The 18,948-nt window shown below is 63.6% G+C and carries 20 protein-coding genes and 2 tRNA genes; 17 read left to right on the top strand and 5 right to left on the bottom strand.

Annotation, left to right across the window (positions count from 1 at the left end):
• Positions 1-17: 17 nt before the first annotated feature.
• From XM50_RS08355 to XM50_RS08435, 16 genes are all read left to right on the top strand, one after another.
• The gene (locus XM50_RS08355) at positions 18-632 is read left to right on the top strand and encodes a glutathione S-transferase family protein (protein WP_046408957.1); all 615 of its coding nucleotides are present in this window, start codon (positions 18-20) and stop codon (positions 630-632) included.
• A 162-nt stretch (positions 633-794) separates the two neighbouring features.
• Positions 795-1,844 carry a DUF2776 family protein gene (locus tag XM50_RS08360; protein ID WP_046408856.1) on the top strand — a complete coding sequence of 350 codons (1,050 nt, stop codon included), beginning with the start codon at positions 795-797 and terminating at the stop codon, positions 1,842-1,844.
• 217 nt (positions 1,845-2,061) lie between these two features.
• On the top strand, positions 2,062-3,789 hold the full coding sequence (locus tag XM50_RS08365; RefSeq protein WP_082102887.1) for a tyrosine-type recombinase/integrase: 1,728 nt from the start codon (positions 2,062-2,064) through the stop codon (positions 3,787-3,789).
• A gap of 131 nt (positions 3,790-3,920) precedes the next feature.
• A complete protein-coding gene (locus XM50_RS08370) occupies positions 3,921-4,865 on the top strand; it encodes a hypothetical protein (protein WP_046408858.1) in 945 nt (314 codons plus the stop codon).
• A 571-nt stretch (positions 4,866-5,436) separates the two neighbouring features.
• Positions 5,437-7,173, top strand: a complete 1,737-nt coding sequence (locus XM50_RS08375) for a terminase large subunit domain-containing protein (protein WP_197075472.1) — start codon at positions 5,437-5,439, stop codon at positions 7,171-7,173.
• A 246-nt stretch (positions 7,174-7,419) separates the two neighbouring features.
• A complete protein-coding gene (locus XM50_RS08380) occupies positions 7,420-8,538 on the top strand; it encodes a hypothetical protein (RefSeq protein ID WP_197075473.1) in 1,119 nt (372 codons plus the stop codon).
• Between the two features lie 8 nt (positions 8,539-8,546).
• On the top strand, positions 8,547-8,852 hold the full coding sequence (locus tag XM50_RS08385) for a hypothetical protein (RefSeq protein WP_046408860.1): 306 nt from the start codon (positions 8,547-8,549) through the stop codon (positions 8,850-8,852).
• 24 nt (positions 8,853-8,876) lie between these two features.
• A complete protein-coding gene (locus tag XM50_RS08390; protein WP_046408862.1) occupies positions 8,877-9,776 on the top strand; it encodes a major capsid protein in 900 nt (299 codons plus the stop codon).
• A 206-nt stretch (positions 9,777-9,982) separates the two neighbouring features.
• A complete protein-coding gene (locus XM50_RS08395; RefSeq protein ID WP_046408863.1) occupies positions 9,983-10,303 on the top strand; it encodes a hypothetical protein in 321 nt (106 codons plus the stop codon).
• Complete coding sequence (locus XM50_RS19195; RefSeq protein ID WP_052742505.1) at positions 10,300-10,782, top strand: DnaT-like ssDNA-binding protein; 483 nt, start codon at positions 10,300-10,302, stop codon at positions 10,780-10,782. Before XM50_RS08395 ends, XM50_RS19195 begins: the two co-directional genes overlap by 4 nt.
• On the top strand, positions 10,779-11,762 hold the full coding sequence (locus XM50_RS08405) for a hypothetical protein (RefSeq protein WP_046408865.1): 984 nt from the start codon (positions 10,779-10,781) through the stop codon (positions 11,760-11,762). The genes XM50_RS19195 and XM50_RS08405 overlap by 4 nt, the downstream gene beginning before the upstream one ends.
• A complete protein-coding gene (locus XM50_RS20830; RefSeq protein WP_231621905.1) occupies positions 11,759-12,202 on the top strand; it encodes a LacI family DNA-binding transcriptional regulator in 444 nt (147 codons plus the stop codon). The genes XM50_RS08405 and XM50_RS20830 overlap by 4 nt, the downstream gene beginning before the upstream one ends.
• Positions 12,192-12,569 (top strand): hypothetical protein, encoded by a 378-nt coding sequence (locus XM50_RS08415; RefSeq protein ID WP_046408867.1) that lies wholly within the window; start codon positions 12,192-12,194, stop codon positions 12,567-12,569. The genes XM50_RS20830 and XM50_RS08415 overlap by 11 nt, the downstream gene beginning before the upstream one ends.
• Positions 12,570-12,867: 298 nt before the next feature.
• A complete protein-coding gene (locus XM50_RS19200; RefSeq protein WP_052742506.1) occupies positions 12,868-13,638 on the top strand; it encodes a reverse transcriptase domain-containing protein in 771 nt (256 codons plus the stop codon).
• A 285-nt stretch (positions 13,639-13,923) separates the two neighbouring features.
• Entirely contained in the window at positions 13,924-14,499 is a 576-nt protein-coding gene (locus XM50_RS08425) for a recombinase family protein (RefSeq protein ID WP_046408868.1), read from the top strand.
• A 579-nt stretch (positions 14,500-15,078) separates the two neighbouring features.
• Complete coding sequence (locus XM50_RS08435) at positions 15,079-15,756, top strand: Shedu anti-phage system protein SduA domain-containing protein (RefSeq protein WP_156167208.1); 678 nt, start codon at positions 15,079-15,081, stop codon at positions 15,754-15,756.
• Positions 15,757-15,793: 37 nt separating this feature from the next.
• Here XM50_RS08435 and XM50_RS08440 read toward each other — a convergent pair whose 3' ends face one another.
• Positions 15,794-16,009, bottom strand: coding sequence for a hypothetical protein (locus XM50_RS08440; RefSeq protein WP_046408871.1), 216 nt, complete (start codon positions 16,007-16,009; stop codon positions 15,794-15,796).
• A gap of 65 nt (positions 16,010-16,074) precedes the next feature.
• Here XM50_RS08440 and XM50_RS20075 point away from each other — a divergent pair, with 65 nt between their 5' ends.
• Positions 16,075-16,689, top strand: a complete 615-nt coding sequence (locus XM50_RS20075) for a hypothetical protein (protein WP_156167209.1) — start codon at positions 16,075-16,077, stop codon at positions 16,687-16,689.
• Between the two features lie 75 nt (positions 16,690-16,764).
• On the opposite strand, the gene XM50_RS08450 is transcribed toward XM50_RS20075, so the two are convergent.
• From XM50_RS08450 to XM50_RS08465, 4 genes are all read right to left on the bottom strand, one after another.
• A tRNA-Pro gene (locus XM50_RS08450) sits at positions 16,765-16,841 on the bottom strand.
• 52 nt (positions 16,842-16,893) lie between these two features.
• Positions 16,894-16,966: transfer RNA gene (locus tag XM50_RS08455), tRNA-Ile, on the bottom strand.
• 163 nt (positions 16,967-17,129) lie between these two features.
• A complete protein-coding gene (locus XM50_RS08460) occupies positions 17,130-17,396 on the bottom strand; it encodes a hypothetical protein (RefSeq protein ID WP_046408874.1) in 267 nt (88 codons plus the stop codon).
• Between the two features lie 130 nt (positions 17,397-17,526).
• Entirely contained in the window at positions 17,527-18,936 is a 1,410-nt protein-coding gene (locus XM50_RS08465) for a M20/M25/M40 family metallo-hydrolase (RefSeq protein WP_046408962.1), read from the bottom strand.
• Positions 18,937-18,948 lie beyond the last annotated feature (12 nt).

Genomic DNA, 18,948 nt, shown 5'->3' on the forward strand with positions numbered 1-18,948 from the left:
TGGGTCAGGATGGCGGCATGAAATTGTACAGCGCGCCGTCGCCGGCCCCGAACCCCCGCCGCGTCCGCATGGCCGCCGCCGAGAAGGACATCACGCTGGAGGAGGTCATGCTCGATCTCCGGCGGGGAGAGCACAAGGCGCCGGACCATCTGGCACGCAATCCGCTTGGCCAGGTGCCGGTGCTTGAGCTTGATGACGGAACGATGATTTCCGAGACGGTGTCGATCTGCCGCTATCTCGACAGCGTGGCCGACGCGCCGTCGCTGTTCGGGCAGACGCCGACCGAGCAGGCGCTGGTCGACATGTGGATCCGCCGGGTCGAGCTTCAGATCGGCGAGCCGGTGAAGATGTTCTGGCGCCATGCGCATCCGGCGACGGCGGCGCTGCTGACGCAGTACACGGATTATGGCGCATCGAACCGCGACCTGCTGCATCGCGCCATGCGCTGGTTCGACCGCGAGCTGTCGGACGCGCGGGCGTTCATCACGGGAGATGACTATTCGATGGCCGATATCGCGGCGGTGACGATCATCGATTTCGGCCAGCTGATCGGCATGGAGCCGCTGGCAGAGCGCGACCACGTTCGCGCCTGGCACGAGCGGGTGGCCGGGCGGGCAAGCTACGCAGCCTGAGCGGCAGGGTAAACACGCCGAACCAACGCCGGCGGCATCCCGGCGCGATCGTATCTTTGCCTATTGGATCCTGCCCCAGCGGCCGGCCATGTGATGGCGTGGCGTGTTCGCAGGGGCGGACGGAGCGTACAGCCCCTTGCCCCGCCGAGCAGGAGGATGCCCGTGAACTATTGGATCAGCATCCTATTCCGGATCATTCCCCTGGCGATGGGGGCAGTGTGCCTCGGCCTTGGCCTGTATGTGTTGCGGGACGGCACGGATGCCAATGATTTCGTCGCCGGACACATTCTGGTGTCGCTGACCGCCATCTGCATCGCCCTGTTCACGACCGCCGCGATGATCATCCGGCAACTAACGCACACGTTCAGTCCGGCATGGAAGGTCATCCTCCCCGTGATCGGCTATTCCGCCGCGGGTGCGACCGTGATCTGGGGCTTCGCGATCATTCAACAGGGGAGCGTGCCCAGCTTCGTTGCCGGCCATGTGATAGCCGGCGTGGGGTTGATTGCTGCGTGTGTCAGCACCGTCGCGACGGCATCAAGTGCCTTCACGCTGATCCCCAGAAATGCGCATGGCCGCGCGCAGGACGGTCCGCCCGCCGAGGCGTACAGCCGCGCGACCGGCGCGGCGCTGATTGCCGTGCCTGTCATAGCTACCGTCGCTGGTGCGTTGTGGGCGGCGATGTTGCTGGCGCGTGCCGCCGAGACGCCTGATTATGTCGCCGGCCACGTCCTGCTCGGCATCACGGCCATTTGCGCAAGCCTTATCTCGTTGGTGTCGACGGTGGTGCGGCAGGTGCGCAACGAATTTGGCGAGGGAGAAAGATGGGCGTGGACGCTGTGGGTCCTGTTGATGGGAGCAGCGGCATTTGGTTGGGGAGTGATCGTCCTGTTCGGAGATGACCGGGTAGATCGGATCGCCCCCGGGTGCGTCCTGCTCGGGCTGGGCATGGTGTGCTTCAGCATCGTGTCAAAGGTGTGGTTGCTGGCGCTGACCTGGCGGCGCGAATGCGCACTGGCGAACCGGATTCCGCTGCTTCCGGTCCTGACCTGCCTCGCCTGCCTGTTCTTTTCCGCCTTCCTTGCAGAAGCGGCCACCGCGAACCCGGGCTTCTTCGTCCCGGCGCGCGTTCTGGCGGGGCTTGGCGCCGTCTGCTTTACCCTGTTTTCGATCGTGTCGATCCTGGAGGCCGGCACGTCGGACAAGGAATAGGCTTCGGTGGGCGGCTCCGTCAGTACGGCTGAATACGCCTCGATCGCGATCGCAACGGCGCCGGCGTGAGTTGGTCGGGGAGACAGGATGGGAATGTACGGTCTGTCTTGACACAGGACTGACCGCGAGTCGTGGTTTTCTGCGGCTTTTGGACTCTACTTGCTACAGCACCCGTGCTACAAGTTGCTACAGCACTTGCACTGGGAACCCGTCTTCCATGTCTCTCGCCACCTACCTTGTTCAGCGCGGTAATCGCGGCATTTGGCAGCTTCGCGTGCCGATCCCGCGCGCACTACACAGCCCCGGCAAACCCAAAGAGCGAACGATGTCGATGCGCACGACCGATCGCCGGATCGCGTCCGATCGTGCCTTGGCGGTGCTAGACGAATGGAAGCGGGAATGGGCGATCGCTCGGGGTGATACGTTCGTGACGATGCCCGTGGCAGCGCCAGCACGCCGGAAGCCAACGCAAGCGGAGTTAGAGGCGCTGGCAGTCGAGTTCGGGCACGACGAGGCGCTGGCGCAGAGCGACATGCGCCGACAGCAACCCGGTGGCTGGCGTCGGCACATGCACCGCACGGAAGCCGCGCTAGATGCCTTCACGCCGCTGGCAGCGACAGGCGATCACTCGCTAGTAGAGGGCATAGCGGGCGAGATTATCGAAGGCATGGGGCTAGACCTTGAGCCCGACACACCGGCTTACCGGCAGTTCCTCGCCGACCTGAACGCCGCTCGCATGGCGGCGCTGAAAACCAGCCATGCCCGCGCCCGTGGCGACCTGGAGGCTTCTGTCGCAAGCCCACTGGTAGCCCGTGTGCGCCAGCGTGAGCAAGACAAAGCCAAGCCCGGTGAGGCGTTGCTGGACCTGTTCGACCGCTACGCCGAACAGCGCCTTGCCGAAGGCCGCAAGCGCGACGACACGCTCAAGCAGGACCGCAAGGTCATCGAGCAGTTCGCGGCGTTCGTCGGCGTCGATCGCGCTGTCGCGTCGATCAAGCCGGAGCACGTCCGCGAATACCGCGACACCTTGCGCCAGCTACCGCCCAAATGGCGCGACAGGGCCGATATGCGCGGCCTGTCGATGCGAGAAGCGGCAGCGAAGGCCCGCGATGCCGATATGCCCCGCACGGCGCTCACGACGGTGAACAAGCACCTCTCCACCATATCGCCGCTGTTCGCGTGGCTCATCAAGGAACGGTGGGACTTGTCGAACCCGTGCGCCGGCCTGTTTCACGACAAGGTGCGTGGCAAGAACCCGCGTCCGCCGCTTGGCACGGATCGCTTGAACAAGGTTCTAGCATCGCCCCTGTTCACCGGGTTTGAGGCGGACGGCAAGGAGCACCGCCCCGGCAAGGTTCGTGCGAACGATTGGCGGTATTGGATTCCGTTGTTGTGCCTGTTCACCGGCATGCGCGTCGGCGAGGCGGCACAACTCCGCGCCGAAGACGTGTCACAGCACGAAGGCGGTGCTTGGATCATCGACATTCAGCACGCGCCGGAGAAGGGGCAGACCACGAAAGCAGGGCAGTCGCGGGCATCGGTCGCGCATGCCAAGCTGGTGGAGCTTGGATTTGTCGCGTTCGTGGAGGAACGCCGCGCGGCTGGTGGCGATAGCCGCCTGTTCCCGGAGTTGGTGGCGAACGATCGTGACCAGCTAGGCGCGGAGCCTTCGGCGTTCTGGCGCGACTACCTCACCCGCATCGGCGTGAAGGCGGGGGCCGATGGTTTGGGGGCGCATAGCTTCCGGCATGAGCTGGCAGACCGGCTTCGGGTGGAGGTCGGACTTGTCGATGACCAGATCGCCGTCGCGCTGGGGCATGACCAGAAAAGCACCACCGCCGGCTATGGCGCTGTGCGACAGGGCACGGTGCGGTTCCTCGCGCCGGTGATGGAGCAGGTGCGCTTTGATGGCGTGGAGTTCGGGGCGATCACGTCGGCGAGCTAATCCACCCCGTTCAAAACCGCGTCGTTGATTTTTGAGTGATTCTGACGTATTCTAAAGGACAGAAAAAAGCCCGCCGGACAAACCGGCGGGCGAGTAAGCCTTTAGGAAAGATCACTAGATGAAGAAAACCAATGATCGCGAATAATATAGCTTATGTCAGCCGTGACGGCAAGCATGTTCCGCGCGTTCAACGTTACCGCAATCGGCAGGAGCGCCTGTTTATACGTGACGTTTCAATCGACGCCAACGGCCATATCAAGCACAAGCCTATCGGCAAGCTCGCCTGTTTCGCGAACCCCGTTGAGTATCTTCGCGGCGAGTTCGATACACGCCCGACATTCAAAGGTGAGCAGGGACCGCCGCGCGGCTGCAAGGGCTGTCCATCGCAGCCCGCGTGCAACAAGTTTGCCGAACAGCGTATTGAGATGGATGCGGGGATCGCCGCAAAGCGATTGGCGTGGGAAGCCGCTACACAGGGCCTTGAGGGCACGGCCCGATATGAGCACGCCACGTTTACCGAGTTCGCGACAGCCTGTGATGAACGTGGCTGGACCTCGGACAATGAGGACGACCTGTCTGCGCAGCGTGCCGAAGAAGCGAAGCGCAAGCGGCAGGGGCGCGCCGAAGACAAGCGGAAGGCCAAACGGGCGAAGACAGCCACGCCGGCAGCGCTGGCAGCACTGGACGATGAGCGCGACCAGCGCCACGAAGCACTTGTGAGCCAAGCGCGGGCAGCGGGCGCACCGACCTGGCTGCGAAACCTACCCGATCGAACGATCGCGTTCACCTGTGACGTTTGGCAGGTGCTGGTAGCGATTGAGCGCCGACATGCCGGCGAGGTTACTGGTGGCGATGTAGCGCGCGCCATGCTGGCGCTTGGCCGCGATCATGGGTTTCCTGAACCATCGCTTCGTGTGCGGGTGAATGAGGCTATCGCGCGCATTGGCCGGCTTGAGTGTGAGCCGGCAGACGCGCCGGTGTGGGCTGCGTTTGATCGTGCCGAAAGCCACAATCCACCCCGTTCACCCGGACAATTTTTGAACGGGGTGGAATCGGTGGTTTTGGAGGATGCCTGAAAAACGGAACCACGGAAAACCGCCATTTCCACCCCGTTCAAAAACGTGTCGTCTGATTTTAGCTAGAAACTTTTGACGACACATACCGTGTGTTTTGAACACCGAGCGAAGCGAGGAAACCAAGCAAGCCGAAGCGAAGCGGAGGCGCAGCTTGTCGTCACGCCGAAGGCGGGACGACAGACGTTCTAAAGATCAAGGTGAGGGATGAGACGTTCACCCTCCCTTCGGTCGGGTGACCAGCTTCGCCGTCACTCCGTGACGGCTCGCTTGTTTTCCTTTAGCTTTGGGGATGAACAGGGATCGGCGTGCAAGCAACTTTCCTGTTCTCTTTTTCTTCCGGGTTTGATATACTCACCGAGTTCACGGCGATCCCGAGAACCCCGCTAGAGGATCGGGTCATATCCACTGGCTTCCGGGGTGCCTCAATCTCACGGCGTTTGAGGCGAACACGTTAGCGCGCTCACGGTGAACACGGCGAGCCACTAGCCGCGAAGCGGCACAAGGCACCACAAACCCGATCGGACCGCGTGCGGTCCACGCCCGGACAAGGGCCGCTCAAGCCGAGCGTCGTTTGGCTGATCCCGCGAACCACGCGGCGTTCAAATCAGCTCCCGAGTCCGTCCGCTTGTCCACCACGTCTGCCACGTCCAGCCTCGCCGCGTCGATCGCCTCATGGCGTTCCGGCAGCGCGGGCTTTTTCCAGTTTCTTGATGACGTGCAGCCGCGCGTTCGGTCGAGCACCGGCGGGTTCACCTCGTTCGTTCCCGGCCCCCGCGAAAGCGCGGAGATCGCCAAGGCGCTGGACGGCAAGGACGTGTCTGTCGCGGCGTTCTGCTGGCCCCGCCGACACGGCAAGTCCGTCACATCCGCCATGATTATCGTTTGGCGGTTCCTCACTCGTCAGACCGAAACCGTCGCGGTTGTTGCGAACAGCGAAAAGCAGGTGGTCGATACGGCGTTCCGGTCGATCCGTGAGGCTTTCGAGCAAACCCCTTTGCTCAAGCGTTTGGTCGCGGCGGGCACCATCAACGTGCTTGGCGACCGCATCGAGTTCCCGACCGCCGGCTCCACCATTCAGGCGTTCAGCGCCAACCCGGCTGCACTTTGGGGCAAGAAGCTGTCGTGCGCCCAGGTATCGGAGCTTCACGCCGCGCCGCGCGGCGATGAGGTGTTCGCGGCGCTCGCCGGTTCGCTACTGGACACCGCCGGCTCCCTCATGCTGATCGACAGCACCGTCTCCCCTAAGTCGAACAAGCTCTTTGAGCTGTATCAGGCCGCGAACCATCCGACCGACCCCGACACGTCAATCGCGTTCAGCCACATCGCCTACGCCGACCTTGACGACGCATGCCGCAACGCGCCGCCTTGGATTAGCGAAAGCAAGCTCCGGTCGCTGTCGCGCCAGATGCTCCCGCATGAGTTCGCGCTGTATCACCTGAACCGCTGGGGCGATGCGACCAGCGCCTTGTTCCCCGCCGATGTGCTGGCAGCATGCACGCACGAATATCCACTGGACGTGAAGGCGCTCGCCGCCGGGTCCGCCTACATCGTCGGCGGGGGTTTGGACCGCGCGTTCGGTGGATCGCGCCACGGCGACCGCACGGTGACCGCCTGTGTCGCAAAGATCGTGCTGGACGATGAGGAACACCTGTTCGTGCTGGACGCCGACAGCGTGTTCCTTGGCCGGCTTGGCGGCATCAAGAGCCGGCTGGACGGTTACCATCGGGGTTACGGCATGAGCCGCGCTACGCTGGAGTCCTATGGCGCACAGGACGTGGCGGATTGGGCCGCGACCCAACCCTACAGCTCCGGCGTTGAGGTGATCCACCCATCGCGCAAGTCGAAGTATCAGGCCTTCATGGGGCTGTATCAAGCTGCCGCCGAACAGCGCCTCCATATTCACCCTGCCTTCAAAGACCTACTCGCCGAACTCGCCGTGTTCGAGGTGCATGCAGACGGCAAGGCGACCGATGGCGAAGCCGCCGTTCCCAAGTTCACGCACCCGCGCGGCGCACACGATGACTTTGTGCATGCGCTGGCATGGGCTGCGCACTCGCTTCGGCACGTCTCCCTGAACCCGTATGAGCTTGAGGGCATCCATTGCCACGGGCGCGGTCCTGCCATCGCGGCGTGTGTGTTGAACGGGGGCAGCATGACGCCCCCGTGCGCGCGTGAGTGCCGGTCGATGCGCGAAGCCTCACGCCTGTTCGACGCCTACTGTGCTCGCAAGCCTGTCCAGCCGATTGGCTTTGAAGTCTTCGCGACAACGAAGCTGAAAAATGTTGGCGCACATACGGTGCCACGATGAATAAAGATCGTGACTCGCAAGCAGTATTAAGCTATACTGCTATCACTTTCGTCTGTTTGGAGCTTAGTGCGTCAAGTGTTGTTCGCAACTGACACTGTTCGGATAGCATCTGCGTCGCGCGACCGCAAGGACGATTGTGCGCGTCGTCTTCGCTATTATTGGGATGAGCAGTCGCAAGAGACGCTCAAGCTCATCGCCCGTCGCTGGTCGCGCCCTGAACAGTTCCGGCTTTTCAGCATCAATGTCGTGCGCGCGATCACCAACCGCCGCGCCAACACCTACCGCATCCAGCCCCGGCGCGTGTTCACCGGCGTCGATCAAGCGACGATGGACGCGCTTTATCGTGCGATGAACGCCGACGCCGTGCTCAAGAAGGCTTCGCGCTATGTGAAGCTGTGCAAGACGGGGCTGCTGCAAGTCGGCTTCAACGACGCGACCGGCACGCCGACGCTCAACGTCATCACGCCGAACGTGCTGGACGTGCTCTATAGCGACCCGGAAAACCCGGAACGTGTTATCATCACGCACGGCGCGGCCCGCGCCGAAGACGTGACCTATTCCGATTGGTCGGCCACCAGCTTCCGGCACCTGAACTATCGCGGTGTGCCCCGCCGGATCGACGGCAACCCCGGCAACGCCAATCCCTATGGCGTGCTTCCGTTCGTGCCGTTGTTCGACCGACTCCCGGACGACCAGTTTTTCCTTCCCGGCGGTAACGACCTGATCGAGGCGCAAGACGCCGTGAATGTCGCGCTGGCGAACTTGTGGCGCTCGGTGGAGACACAGGCACACGGGCAGGCATGGGCGACCGGCATTAGCGCCAACGAGGTGCTACAGTTCGGCCCTGACCGCGCAATCGCGCTGCCCCAAGGCGGGCAGTTCGGCTTCGCCAGCCCCAACTCCCCGATTGCGTCGATCCTGTCGGCGATCGAGTTCGTGTTGCGCCAGACTGCCGCCACGCACGGCGTTGGTAGCGATGTATTCGACCTGTCCAAGGTAGCGGAGTCCGGCAGCGCCAAGCACGCGGGGCGCATCGAGCTTCGTGAGGAACGGCTAGACGACATCGCGCAATGGCGGATCGCCGAAGCCCGCTTGTTCGCGGTGCTCAAGGCTGTCGTGAACACGCATCGCCCCGGCACCATCCCCGACGACGCGACGATCGCCGTGGACTTCGCGGAGCTGCAAGACAGCCTCACCGAAGCCGAACAGCTCGCCAACACCCGCGACAAGATCGACCTGGGGCTTTGGTCGCCAGCTGACGCCCTTATGGCGCTGAACCCCGATGGTTTCCCCGATCGCGCTGCCGCGATGCGCGAACTCCAATCCCGCCGCGACGAGTCCGCCGCGCTCGCGCTGCCCCTGTAGGAACCGACATGGAAAACGAGAACCCGACGCCCGATCCCGCCGTCGCGGAGCTTGCTGCCCTCAAGGCACAGCTCGCCGACACCGCCACTACCGTGCTTGCCGGCGTGCCGGAGCATTTGCGCGGCCTGATCCCCGCCAGCCTGTCGCCCGCCGACCAGCTCGCATGGTTTCACACCGCCAAGGCAACCGGCGTGTTCGACGGCAAGCCGGTGGTGCCCGCCACTGACAGCGGCAAGCCCGCAATCACGCCGACCACCCCCGACCCCGCTTCGCTGCCCGTCTTCGCGCGGATGGCGGGTGGCTATCGCAAGTAACAGAACAAGAGAGGAAACCTGTAAGTGCTGACCATTTCGGAATGGGCGAAGCTGAACCCCGATCGGCTTACGTCCGGCATTGTCGAGATTTTCGCGACCGAGAACCCGGTGCTCGCCGCGCTGCCGTTCATCAACATCGCCGGCAACGCCTACACCTATAACCGCGAGCAGTCGCTTCCCGGCGTGGCGTTCCGTGGCTTCAATGAAGGCTACGTGGAGTCCACCGGCGTCGTGAACCCGCTGACGGAAACGCTGACCATCCTTGGCGGCGACAGCGACTTCGACGTTGCGCAGATCGCCATGCAGACCGGCGACAACGACACCCGCGCCATTCACGATGGCATGAAGGCGAAGGCCGCGACCCTGACGTGGCTGCGCACTTTTTTCGATGGTGACACGTCCAAGAACCCCAAGGAGTTCGACGGCTTGAACCGCCGCCTCACCGGCGAGCAGGTGCTGACCGCCGGCACCAATGGCGGCGCGCTTGAGTTCAAGATGCTGGACGAGCTGGTCGACGCTGTGCGCGGCACGCCCTCGCTGTTGCTCATGAACAAGACCATGCGCCGCACCGTCCGCCAGATGGCCCGTAGCGTGAACGCGCTCACCATCACCACCGACCAGCTCGGCCGCGAGCTGGAAGGCTATGCCGGCGTGCCGTTCGGGCTGGTCGAGGAAGACGAGACCGGCGCGGACATTCTGGCGTTCGATGAGACGCAGGGCACCGCGAACGCGACCACCAGCATCTACGCCGTCCGCTTCGGCGCTGACACGCTCCACGGCATCCAGACGAAGCCGATCGAGGCGCGCGACCTCGGCGAGGTGGACGACAAGCCCGCGCTCCGCACGCGCACCGAATGGTATTCGGGCTTCGTCATCAAGCACCCGAAGGCCGCTGCCCGCCTCAAGGGCATCAAGGCCGCATAAGCTCACCCCGGCGGGCGATCGAAGCCACCCACACAATCCGATGCGCTGGAAAGGTTGCCCGCCGCGCGCATCGGAGTGGGAAGGGAGCCGGGTGCCACCACCCGGCGCGGGATAAGTCGGCGAGTGCCCGCGCATGCAAAACCCCGACTGCCAGCGGCGACCCTTACTCCGGTCGCGCGGCTGGCACCCTCATTCCAAGGTGCCCGATGCTCGCCGACCTACTGCCCCTCATGACCGATACCGTGCGCCAGCTTCACGCGGGCAAGCGTGACCTGTTCGGCAAGGTTCAGGAAGGCACCAGCACCGAACACCGCGCGCGTGTGACCTACAGCCCCGGCAAGGCGCTGGGGCAAGCATCCCGCGAAGCCATGCCCGATGCCACCGCAACCGTGTGGCTGATCGACCACCCGCACCCCATCGCCATCGGCGACACTTTCGAGCTGCCCGACGCCGCTGCCCTCAAGGTGGCGCGGCTTGAGCGCCGCAAGCTGCCCGGTGGCGTGCTCCACAAGGTTTATCTGACGTGACCGATTCCGTGCCCGCCTGGACGATCCGTGCCGGCGTGAACTCCTATGCCAGCCTCGCCGATGCGCAAGGCATCGCGGCAACCCGCCTGTTCGCTGCCGCATGGAACGGCGCAACCGAACAGACGCAATCGCAAGCCCTCATCACCGCCACGGCGTTGCTGGACCGCATGCGCTGGCAAGGCCGCGCCCTCGCACCGACACAGCCGCTGGCATGGCCGCGCGTGCCCGATCGCTGCCCGCACGGCTATCCGCTTGCCGCTGCCACGCCGCCCGCGATCGTGACGGCATGCGTCGAGCTGGCCATCCACCTGCTGACACAGGGCGCGCCTTCCAGCGCTCCCGTTATGCAGCGGATGCTCGGCGACAGCATGACCATGTATTTTCCGACGATCGCCGATGAGCTGCCGAAGCACGTCCGCCGGCTAATCGAGCCGCACTTGCTCGCATCGTCCGCCAACGTCGCGGAGGTGGCGCTGTGATCGACCTAATCGACCAGCTCACCGCGCGGCAGGAAGCGGACCTGAAAGAGACGATCGACGCGGCGCTTGATGACGCAATCGCGCTGTTCGACGTGCTTGCTGTCGCCGCGCTCATGGCGAACGCCGATGATGAAGGCCCCGAAGCCCGCGACCACTACGCCGACCAGCTCGCCACGCTCACCAGCACCGACGATCCCGAACAAGGGCAGCTCGCCGACGCGCTGGACGCTGCCAGCGGCCTAGCTGCCCTCGCATCGTTCTTCGCGGCTGTCGCGGCGCTTGCTGCCGCACAGGCCCGCCACGTCGCGAACACGAACGCTGCCGATGCCGTGACCGCCCGCGACAACGCGATCCGCTCATTCCGCGCCGCCTACCTACACGAAAGCGCCAAGGCGCTCCGCGACACCGCCGAACGCATGCTTACCGCACGCGGGAGCGCCGACAGCCGCGCCGCCCAGATCCGCCGCGCTATTGGCCTGTCGGTCGCACAAGCCCGGTCACTCCACGCGATCCGCGAAGCCCTGATCGCCCATGCCGCCGAACCTGCACGCGGTGCCGAGTCCATTCTTGTCGCCGCACGGGGCAGCATCACCGCCGCACAGCGCCAGATGCTCGCCAAGGCGATCCGCGTCGGCACCAGCCCGGAGCAAGCCGAAAAGCTACTGGACCGCCACGCCAAAGCACTCCGGCAAGCTCGCACCAAGGCTGTCGCCGGCAACGCCGCGCACCAGATCGCCGAAACCGCCAAGCTCACCGGCTGGCAGATCGCACAGCGCTTCGGCGCGCTGCCCGCCGACCAACGCCGCTTTTGGCGCACCGCTCGTGACGAACGGGTGCGGCTCGCGCATGCACAGGTGCCGGGAATGAACCGGAACGGCGTGCCCCTCAATCAGCCGTTCGCAACGCCGCTTGGGCCATGCTTCACGCCACCGCTGGAAGCCGGATGCCGGTGCAAGGCAACGCTGGGGCGCGCGGCATGAACGCCAACGTCATCAGCCCCGAACAGCGGCTATTCGTCGGCGTGATCGTCAACGCTGCACAGGAAGCCGCTGGCGTGCCCCGCATTGGCGATGAGCGCCGCACCATTAAGGAGTCCGCCCGCGCATGGTTCAGCAACGGTGGTGACGACTTCCGCACCGTATGCGAGCTGGCAGGGCTGGAAGCCGGCGAGGTGCGTAAGCGGGTGCTCGCCTATGTCGATCGCGTGGAGCACGACCCCGCCGCGCTGGTGAAGGTAAAGCGGACCAATATGCCCCCGCGCCACCGCGACGTGTCGATCCCCGATGTTGCTCGCCATGCCGGCGTGTCGCCGACCACCGTGTCGAACGTCATCCACGATCGCCCGAACGTCACGCCGGGAACCCGCGTGCGCGTGCTCGCCGCGATCGAAGCCACAGGTTACCGCCACAATGTCCACTGAGCCAATCGCGTTCGACATGAACATCGCCGGTCGCAAGATCGACGGGCGCACGATGGAAGCCAAGCGGTTCCGGTCGATCGGGCTTGAACTCGCCGACCAGCTAGGCCGCAACCCGACCCCATCGGAGCGCCTGTTGCTCATGAACGCTGCCACGCTGGCGATGCTGTGCGAACAGGCAACCGCCGACCTACTGGAAGGCAAGCCGGTCGATCAAGAAAACTACCGCCGCAACGTGACGCTGCTAGGCGCGAACCTCATCAAGCTGGGGCTGGCGAAAAAGAGCCGCGACGTGTCCAAGCGGGATAGCGCCGGCATGGATGATTTTGGCGCGGCGCTGATCGAGGTGAACGCGCATCGCCCGACTTGATCGGCTCGCACCGGGCACCTATAAAGGTGATCCCTCGGCGGAAGGGACTTTCACAGCGACTTATCGGGTTAACACCTTGATAGAGTAGCATGGAGGCAGCTTTTCGGTTTTACACTGTTTAGCTGTCCTTTGGTTGGTGGCTCGCACTTAGGTGCAAGGCAGCTGAGGGTATGTGAAAGGACCCGCGGTATGAAGAAGCGCAATGCAGCTGATTACCTCGGCCTCGGTCTAAAGTGGGGAGCTGACGCGATTAAGTTCGCGTATTATGCCTTCAAACTTTGGATCGAGGCCGCCAACTATGCGAAACCTTTACGCAAGCAAGTTCAAGCTGCCTAAGGGCACCCAAGTCTTCGTTCCTACCGACAACGGCGTTGCGATCGGCAACGATATAGTCAAGCAGGTTGCAAAGCGCTGGCGACCACCGGCGTTCTTCTACCACTTGCAATCGGGTGGTCACGTCGCCGCTGTCCGAGTTCATCATGCGAAGCCGTGGCTTGCTAGTGTAGACCTGGCCCGGTTCTTCAATCAGGTCACACGGACCCGAGTTCACCGGGCATTGAGGCGCATTGGCTTCGATCAGGGTGAAGCGTTCACAATGGCAAGCGACAGCACGGTTGAGGAAGACGTGGGATCGCGTCGGTTCTCCCTGCCTTTCGGGTTTGTTCAATCGCCCTTGCTCGCGTCCGTAGCGATCGAGCAATCTGCCCTTGGTGCCGCTATCCGATCGCTTAGAAAGGTTGGTGTAGAGGTGACGGTGTATGTCGATGACATCACCGTATCGGCAGACAATGAAGCAGACGTTCGTTCTGCGCTGGACACGTTGCACTCCGGCGCGGACCTAGCGGGCTTTCACTTCAATGAAGCCAAGCAGCAAGGTCCAGCGCCAGAGATAGAGGGGTTCAACATCGTCTTCGGCAGCCACACAATGCGCGTAAGCGACAAGCGGTTTGCGGAGTTCGAGGAAGCTGTGCTCACGGGATCGGAGCCACAGGTTGAAGGCGTAATCGGCTATGTGGACTCGGTGAACGCTGGACAGGCGCAAACGCTGGTCAACATGGTTCCTGTGTAGGCAGCGGAATACAACCACGCCACCTATAGCCCGCCGCTCCACACCGCCCCCGGAGTTCCCGGTGGGCTATCGCTGCACCACGCAAACGCGCTGCCGGTCGCTGCCGCACCGCAATCCGCCCCACCAGCTCGCACCCATCCTCACCGGGTCCGCCGCACCGTCTCAAAAGTTACACCTTCCGAGAGGGGGCAAATACCCGTCAGATAGCGCCTCAAAAGATACCATATTGACTTGTGATGCGGTCGCGTTAGTCAAGGGTATCTTTTGAGACTCGGAGGCAGGGCAATGAGCCGCATCGCATACTATCGTGTAAGCACCGGCGACCAGACGATCGACGCACAGCGGCACGCGCTTGGCGGTGGCTTTGATCGCGAGTTCTCCGACGAAGGCGTGAGCGGTGCCACCGCTGCCGCTGATCGCCCCGGCTTCGGCGCGCTGCTATCCTATGTCCGGGAAGGCGATACACTCTATGTCTATGCGCTGGACCGGCTGGGGCGCGATGCGCTGGACGTTCAAGCAACCGTGCGGCGCTTGCTCGATCGCGGCGTCACGCTGGATGTGCGCGGGCTGGGGCCGATCGGGCGCGGCGTCGGTGAGCTGATTGTGGCTGTGCTGGCACAGATGGCAGACATGGAGCGCCAGCGCATCCGGGAACGCTGTGACGCGGGGCGTGATGCAGCGCGGGCAGCGCTGGCAGCTACAGGCCGCACGCACCGTGGCAAGGTGAGCATGGGGCGCCCGAAGGCGCATGACGCCTCCACCGTGGCAGCATGGCGCAAGGACAATGCTGCCACGGTGCGGCAGACGATGGAGCACTTCGGTATCAGCAAGGCTACAGTAGCGCGCTACTGCGCGGCATAGGGGCACCCCCTACCTACCCCACCCCCTCCGGGGGGGGTATCAGCGTCAAGGAATACAAGTCTTTTGAGTTTGATTTATCGGCTGATCGTTTGGCGATTGAGCGCACGAACGCCGATCATATCGTCGGAAACGGTCCCCGTAGCCTCACACAACGCCGACAGGTGGCGGGCGAGGTAATCAGCCGTTTCGGTGCCGCCGCACACCAGTAAGCCCCGGAGCGCACGCACAGTGCCCGTTATCATGAGGCTGGCGATCCGATCCACCAACAGCGCGGAAGTCGCGCGGGCCGCGCCCGCGTCGATCCGTTGATGCGCGCCAGCTTGCCACGGCGTCGCTGCGATCCCGGCGAGCTTCGGGGCGCGGCGTGCTCATGGCGTTCGGCGTTGGCTTGTGCCGAATCACACAACATCGAAACCGCGAACGACTCGGCTAGCGCGAAACCGTGTCAAGGGGCGGACCTCAATTATCGTGTCAAATCGGCCCGCGCCCCCATCGCTTCGGATTTGCTGCGCGCTCCGGGTTAGACCACAACTCAGTATCAGATCACGCCGGGAGTAATCCGTGCCCGTTCTCAAGATAATGACTGACGCCGACTTCGACAAATACGAGGCCAAAGAAGCGCAGCGGTTTCCCGGTGCCCTCTACGGCAGTCCAAGCCATATCCGCCTGGATTGGCTTGATGCCTTTGATGCGGCGTTGGCCGCGAAAGATGAGGAGGCCATTCAGCGCTGCATCGAACAGCGCCCTTACCTTGCACAGTATATAACCCCGAGCACCGGGCACCACGGCATTTGGCTGTTTCCAAAGCAGCAAATCGCGTTGCACCAGCCGAATGGATCGCCCGGAAAGATACCCGACTTTCTCGCAGTTGCTGCGAACTCGGATGGATATACATGGTGGATAATTGAGCTAAAACGCGCCGACGTTCAGTTTGCAAATATGAAGGCGGACGCTTTCAGCCCAACCGCTAACAAGGCGCTTGTGCAGTGCACGAGCTACCTGAACCAGTTCGATCGCTACGTCGATACAGTTCGGTCGATGACAGGCGTCAAAGAGATTGTGCGACCAAAGAGCGTGCTGCTGCTGATCGGTGATTCACGGCAGGAAACACCGGGGCAGACGTCAATGCGTGGAAACGTAAACGAGTCTTTGTCCGACCGTTTGCAAGTCGTCTCATACGATCGGATTAGGCGTCACTTGCAAAGTGACCTGGGCTACCGCCGAAGGAACCGCGGCTTTGCGGCGGAGGTAACCTGATTGCTTCCCGGCCCCGTAGGGCCGGGAAGGTGCTGCGCTAGGCCGCTTGCCGCCCCCGCCGGCGGGCAGCTACCATGCGGTGTCGCAATGCCAGTTCGCGGGCTTCCTGCATGATGTGAAGGGGCGGCATCGCCGGCACCGGATCGCCGGGGCGATGGTTCGGATACCATTCGGCGAAGATCGCATCGCCGATCGCGTTCAGTGCAAGCACGTCCGCCGCTGTGATGGTCGCGGCGTTGTCGGTGTTCCCCATGTGTGTCGTGTCTCCCCCGCCGGTGATTCGTGCGGTGGCAGGGGAGCTATGCCAGAACGTTTGTGTTGTTCTACGTTGCGGAAAATGCATGCGAACTAACACAAGGGGCGAAAGCGATGTTGAACCGAAGCTCACCATTGCGGGTAGAGGTAAACCCGTGGACGCTGGACCACACGTTGACGGAAGTGATGCAGCTCCGGGGCGCTTATGTGGCTGCGATGGGGACGGTGGAGACCATCCTCACCGAGTTGGCTATACGGGCTTCAAAGCATGAAGCTTATGCAGGAATACGTGGCCGCTTTCCCTCACGTCGCCCCGATCGATTGAAATACCTTGCGGCTGTTTGCGATACCGCTGGCCCACTCACGCCGCATCGTGGTTTGATCCTCGCGGTTATGCGCCGGTTTGAGGATGGTTTGGCGCTCCGTGACATAATGGCGCACGGACGGATGCAGGTGCTCACGGGGCCGGGTGATGACGCCAGCATCAAGCTGGAGGATTACAGCGCTGCCGGCGAGTTCATCCAGTTTCGGCGGGATCAATATACGCTCAAGACGCTGCGCGTGCGCGTCTATCGAACAACCCGGCTAAGCCGATCCGTCGACTCGCTTTATGGTCAGTTGGGTGACCTGTTGCCGCCGGTGACGGGAGAGTTCCAAGGGACAACCCCGATCACATAGTCGCTACAGCAAACGCTACGGAAGTTGCTACAGCGCTCTCGATTAACCCACTGTAAAATAACGCTTTTTGTGTGATGGTCGGGGAGACAGGATTCGAACCTGCGACATCCTGCTCCCAAAGCAGGCGCGCTACCAGACTGCGCCACTCCCCGACGCGTGCGAGCGCCTAGGCGGTTACCGGCCCGAGTGCAAGCGATCACGCGGTGGGCCCGGCAGGACTCGAACCCGCAACCTAGCCGTTATGAGCGGCCAGCTCTAACCGTTGAGCTACAGGCCCTCCGCGTGAGTGACCGCCTATAGGCGGAGCGTCGCAGGGGCGGCAATGCCTCAAATGGTACGCGGCCCCCTAGGAAAGTGACAAAAGAAAAGGGCGCCTCCGCAAAGCGGAAACGCCCGTTTCATCATTCAGCAAAGCGGCGAGCCTGATGGCCCGCAGCGCATTACTGCATGTTGTCAGCCTTTTCCTCGGCGACGTCACGGACGTTGTCCGCTGCGTCCTCAAGGTTGTCAGCTGCATTCTCGAGACCCTCGGCAGCAACGGCGTTCGCCGAGTTGTCAGCCAGGTCCTCAAGGTTGTCGGCCATCATTTCCATGTTGTCGGCCATCATGTCCGCGTTGTTCTCGACCGCGGCGGCCTCCGGCGACTTCGAGCAAGCAGCCACGGACATCAGGCCGGCGGCGGCAGCGATCAGAACGATCTTCTTCATTCGAATGCTCCCAAGCATTTATTCATTTCGCGGCCGACCCGTTTGCCGTCGCGAGCCACGGCAAATACCGCAGCAATTTGATGGGTCAATGATGAAATTCATCTGGCAGCAAGGTTCGCGACGAACGGATTCAGCGCGCGGGACGCTCAACCGGCCCGATTTCCTCCGGCGCATCGGCCACGATCGCCAGCATCGCCGTCCATGCCGCGACGTTCTGACGCAGGTTGTCCGGGTCCACGCGATCCAGCGTATCGTCAGGCGTGTGATGTACGTCGAAATAATCGAGGCCTGACTGATTGAGGTCGACGCCCGCAACGCCCAGCGCCACCGTCGGGCCGATATCCGCGCCGCTGCCGCCCGGGCCGTTGCCGCGCACGATGCCCAGCGGGGCGAGAGCGGCGGCAAGGCGATCACCCACGGGCTTCGCTGATTCCGGCAGCGTCATGCCGAGCCGCCAGATCTTGTCCGCGCCAAAATCGCTTTCGGCTGCGAGCGCGTGGCGTTCCTTGCCGTGCTTCGCGGCATAATCGCGGCCGCCGAAGCCGCCGACTTCCTCCGCGCCGAACCAGACGACGCGGATCGTGCGGCGCGGGCGCTTGCCGCTGTCGAGGATTCGCTTGGCGGCAGCCGCAGTGATCGCAACGCCGCTGGCGTCGTCGATTGCGCCGGTGGCGAGATCCCAGCTGTCGAGGTGGCCGCCGATGAGGACAATGCCGGCATTGGGATCAGTGCCGGGCACCTCGGCGATGACATTGCCCGATTCCTGCTCTCCCACCTGGCGCGGGGTGAGGACCAGCTTCATGCGGATCGGCTTGCCGCGCTTCGCCAGCGCCTCGATCAGCTTGGCGTCGGGTACCGACAGCGCGGCGGCGGGGATCGCCGGGCCGTCACGGAAATAGGTGGTGCCGGTATGCGGCAGGCGATGCGTGTCGGTGCCGATCGAGCGGATCACGATGGCGGCGGCGCCCTTCTTGGCGGCGAGCGCAGGGCCGGCGAAGCGTGCGACGCCGGCCTGGCCGTAGCTCGATCCGTCCTGCGTCTTCATCATCGTGTTGCCGACATAGGCGATCTTGCCGGTAAGGCTGCCGTCAGGCGCCGCGGCGAGATCGGCATAGGTGGGGAAGATCACCACTTCCGCCTCGATGCCGTTGGCGGGGGTCGCGCCCGAATTGCCGAGCGCGGTCAGGTGCAGCTTCTGCGGCACGGGGGCGACCACTTCGCCGCGTTCCTCACCGCGCACCCAGACCGGCATCTGGTAGGTTTCGATCCGAACGTTCTTGAAGCCCAGCGCCTTCAGCTTCGCCGCGCTCCAGGTGCGGGCGCGGGCCTCCGCCTCGGTCCCTGCCAGGCGCTGGCCGACCTCGGTCGTCATGCCTTCGACGATGTCGTAGGCGACATCGTCCTTCAGCGCGGCATCGCGCAGCGCGGCGACGCGCGGGTCGACACCGGCGGGCGCGGCCGGTGCGGCGCGCTGCGCGACGGCCGGCACGGCAGCGGATGTGGCGAGGAGAAGGGCGGCGAGGGCGTAACGACTGGTCATGCCCACCGCGTA

The sequence above is a fragment of the Sphingomonas sp. Ag1 genome (assembly GCF_000980895.1).
GTDB classification, from domain to species: Bacteria; Pseudomonadota; Alphaproteobacteria; order Sphingomonadales; family Sphingomonadaceae; genus Sphingomonas; species Sphingomonas panaciterrae.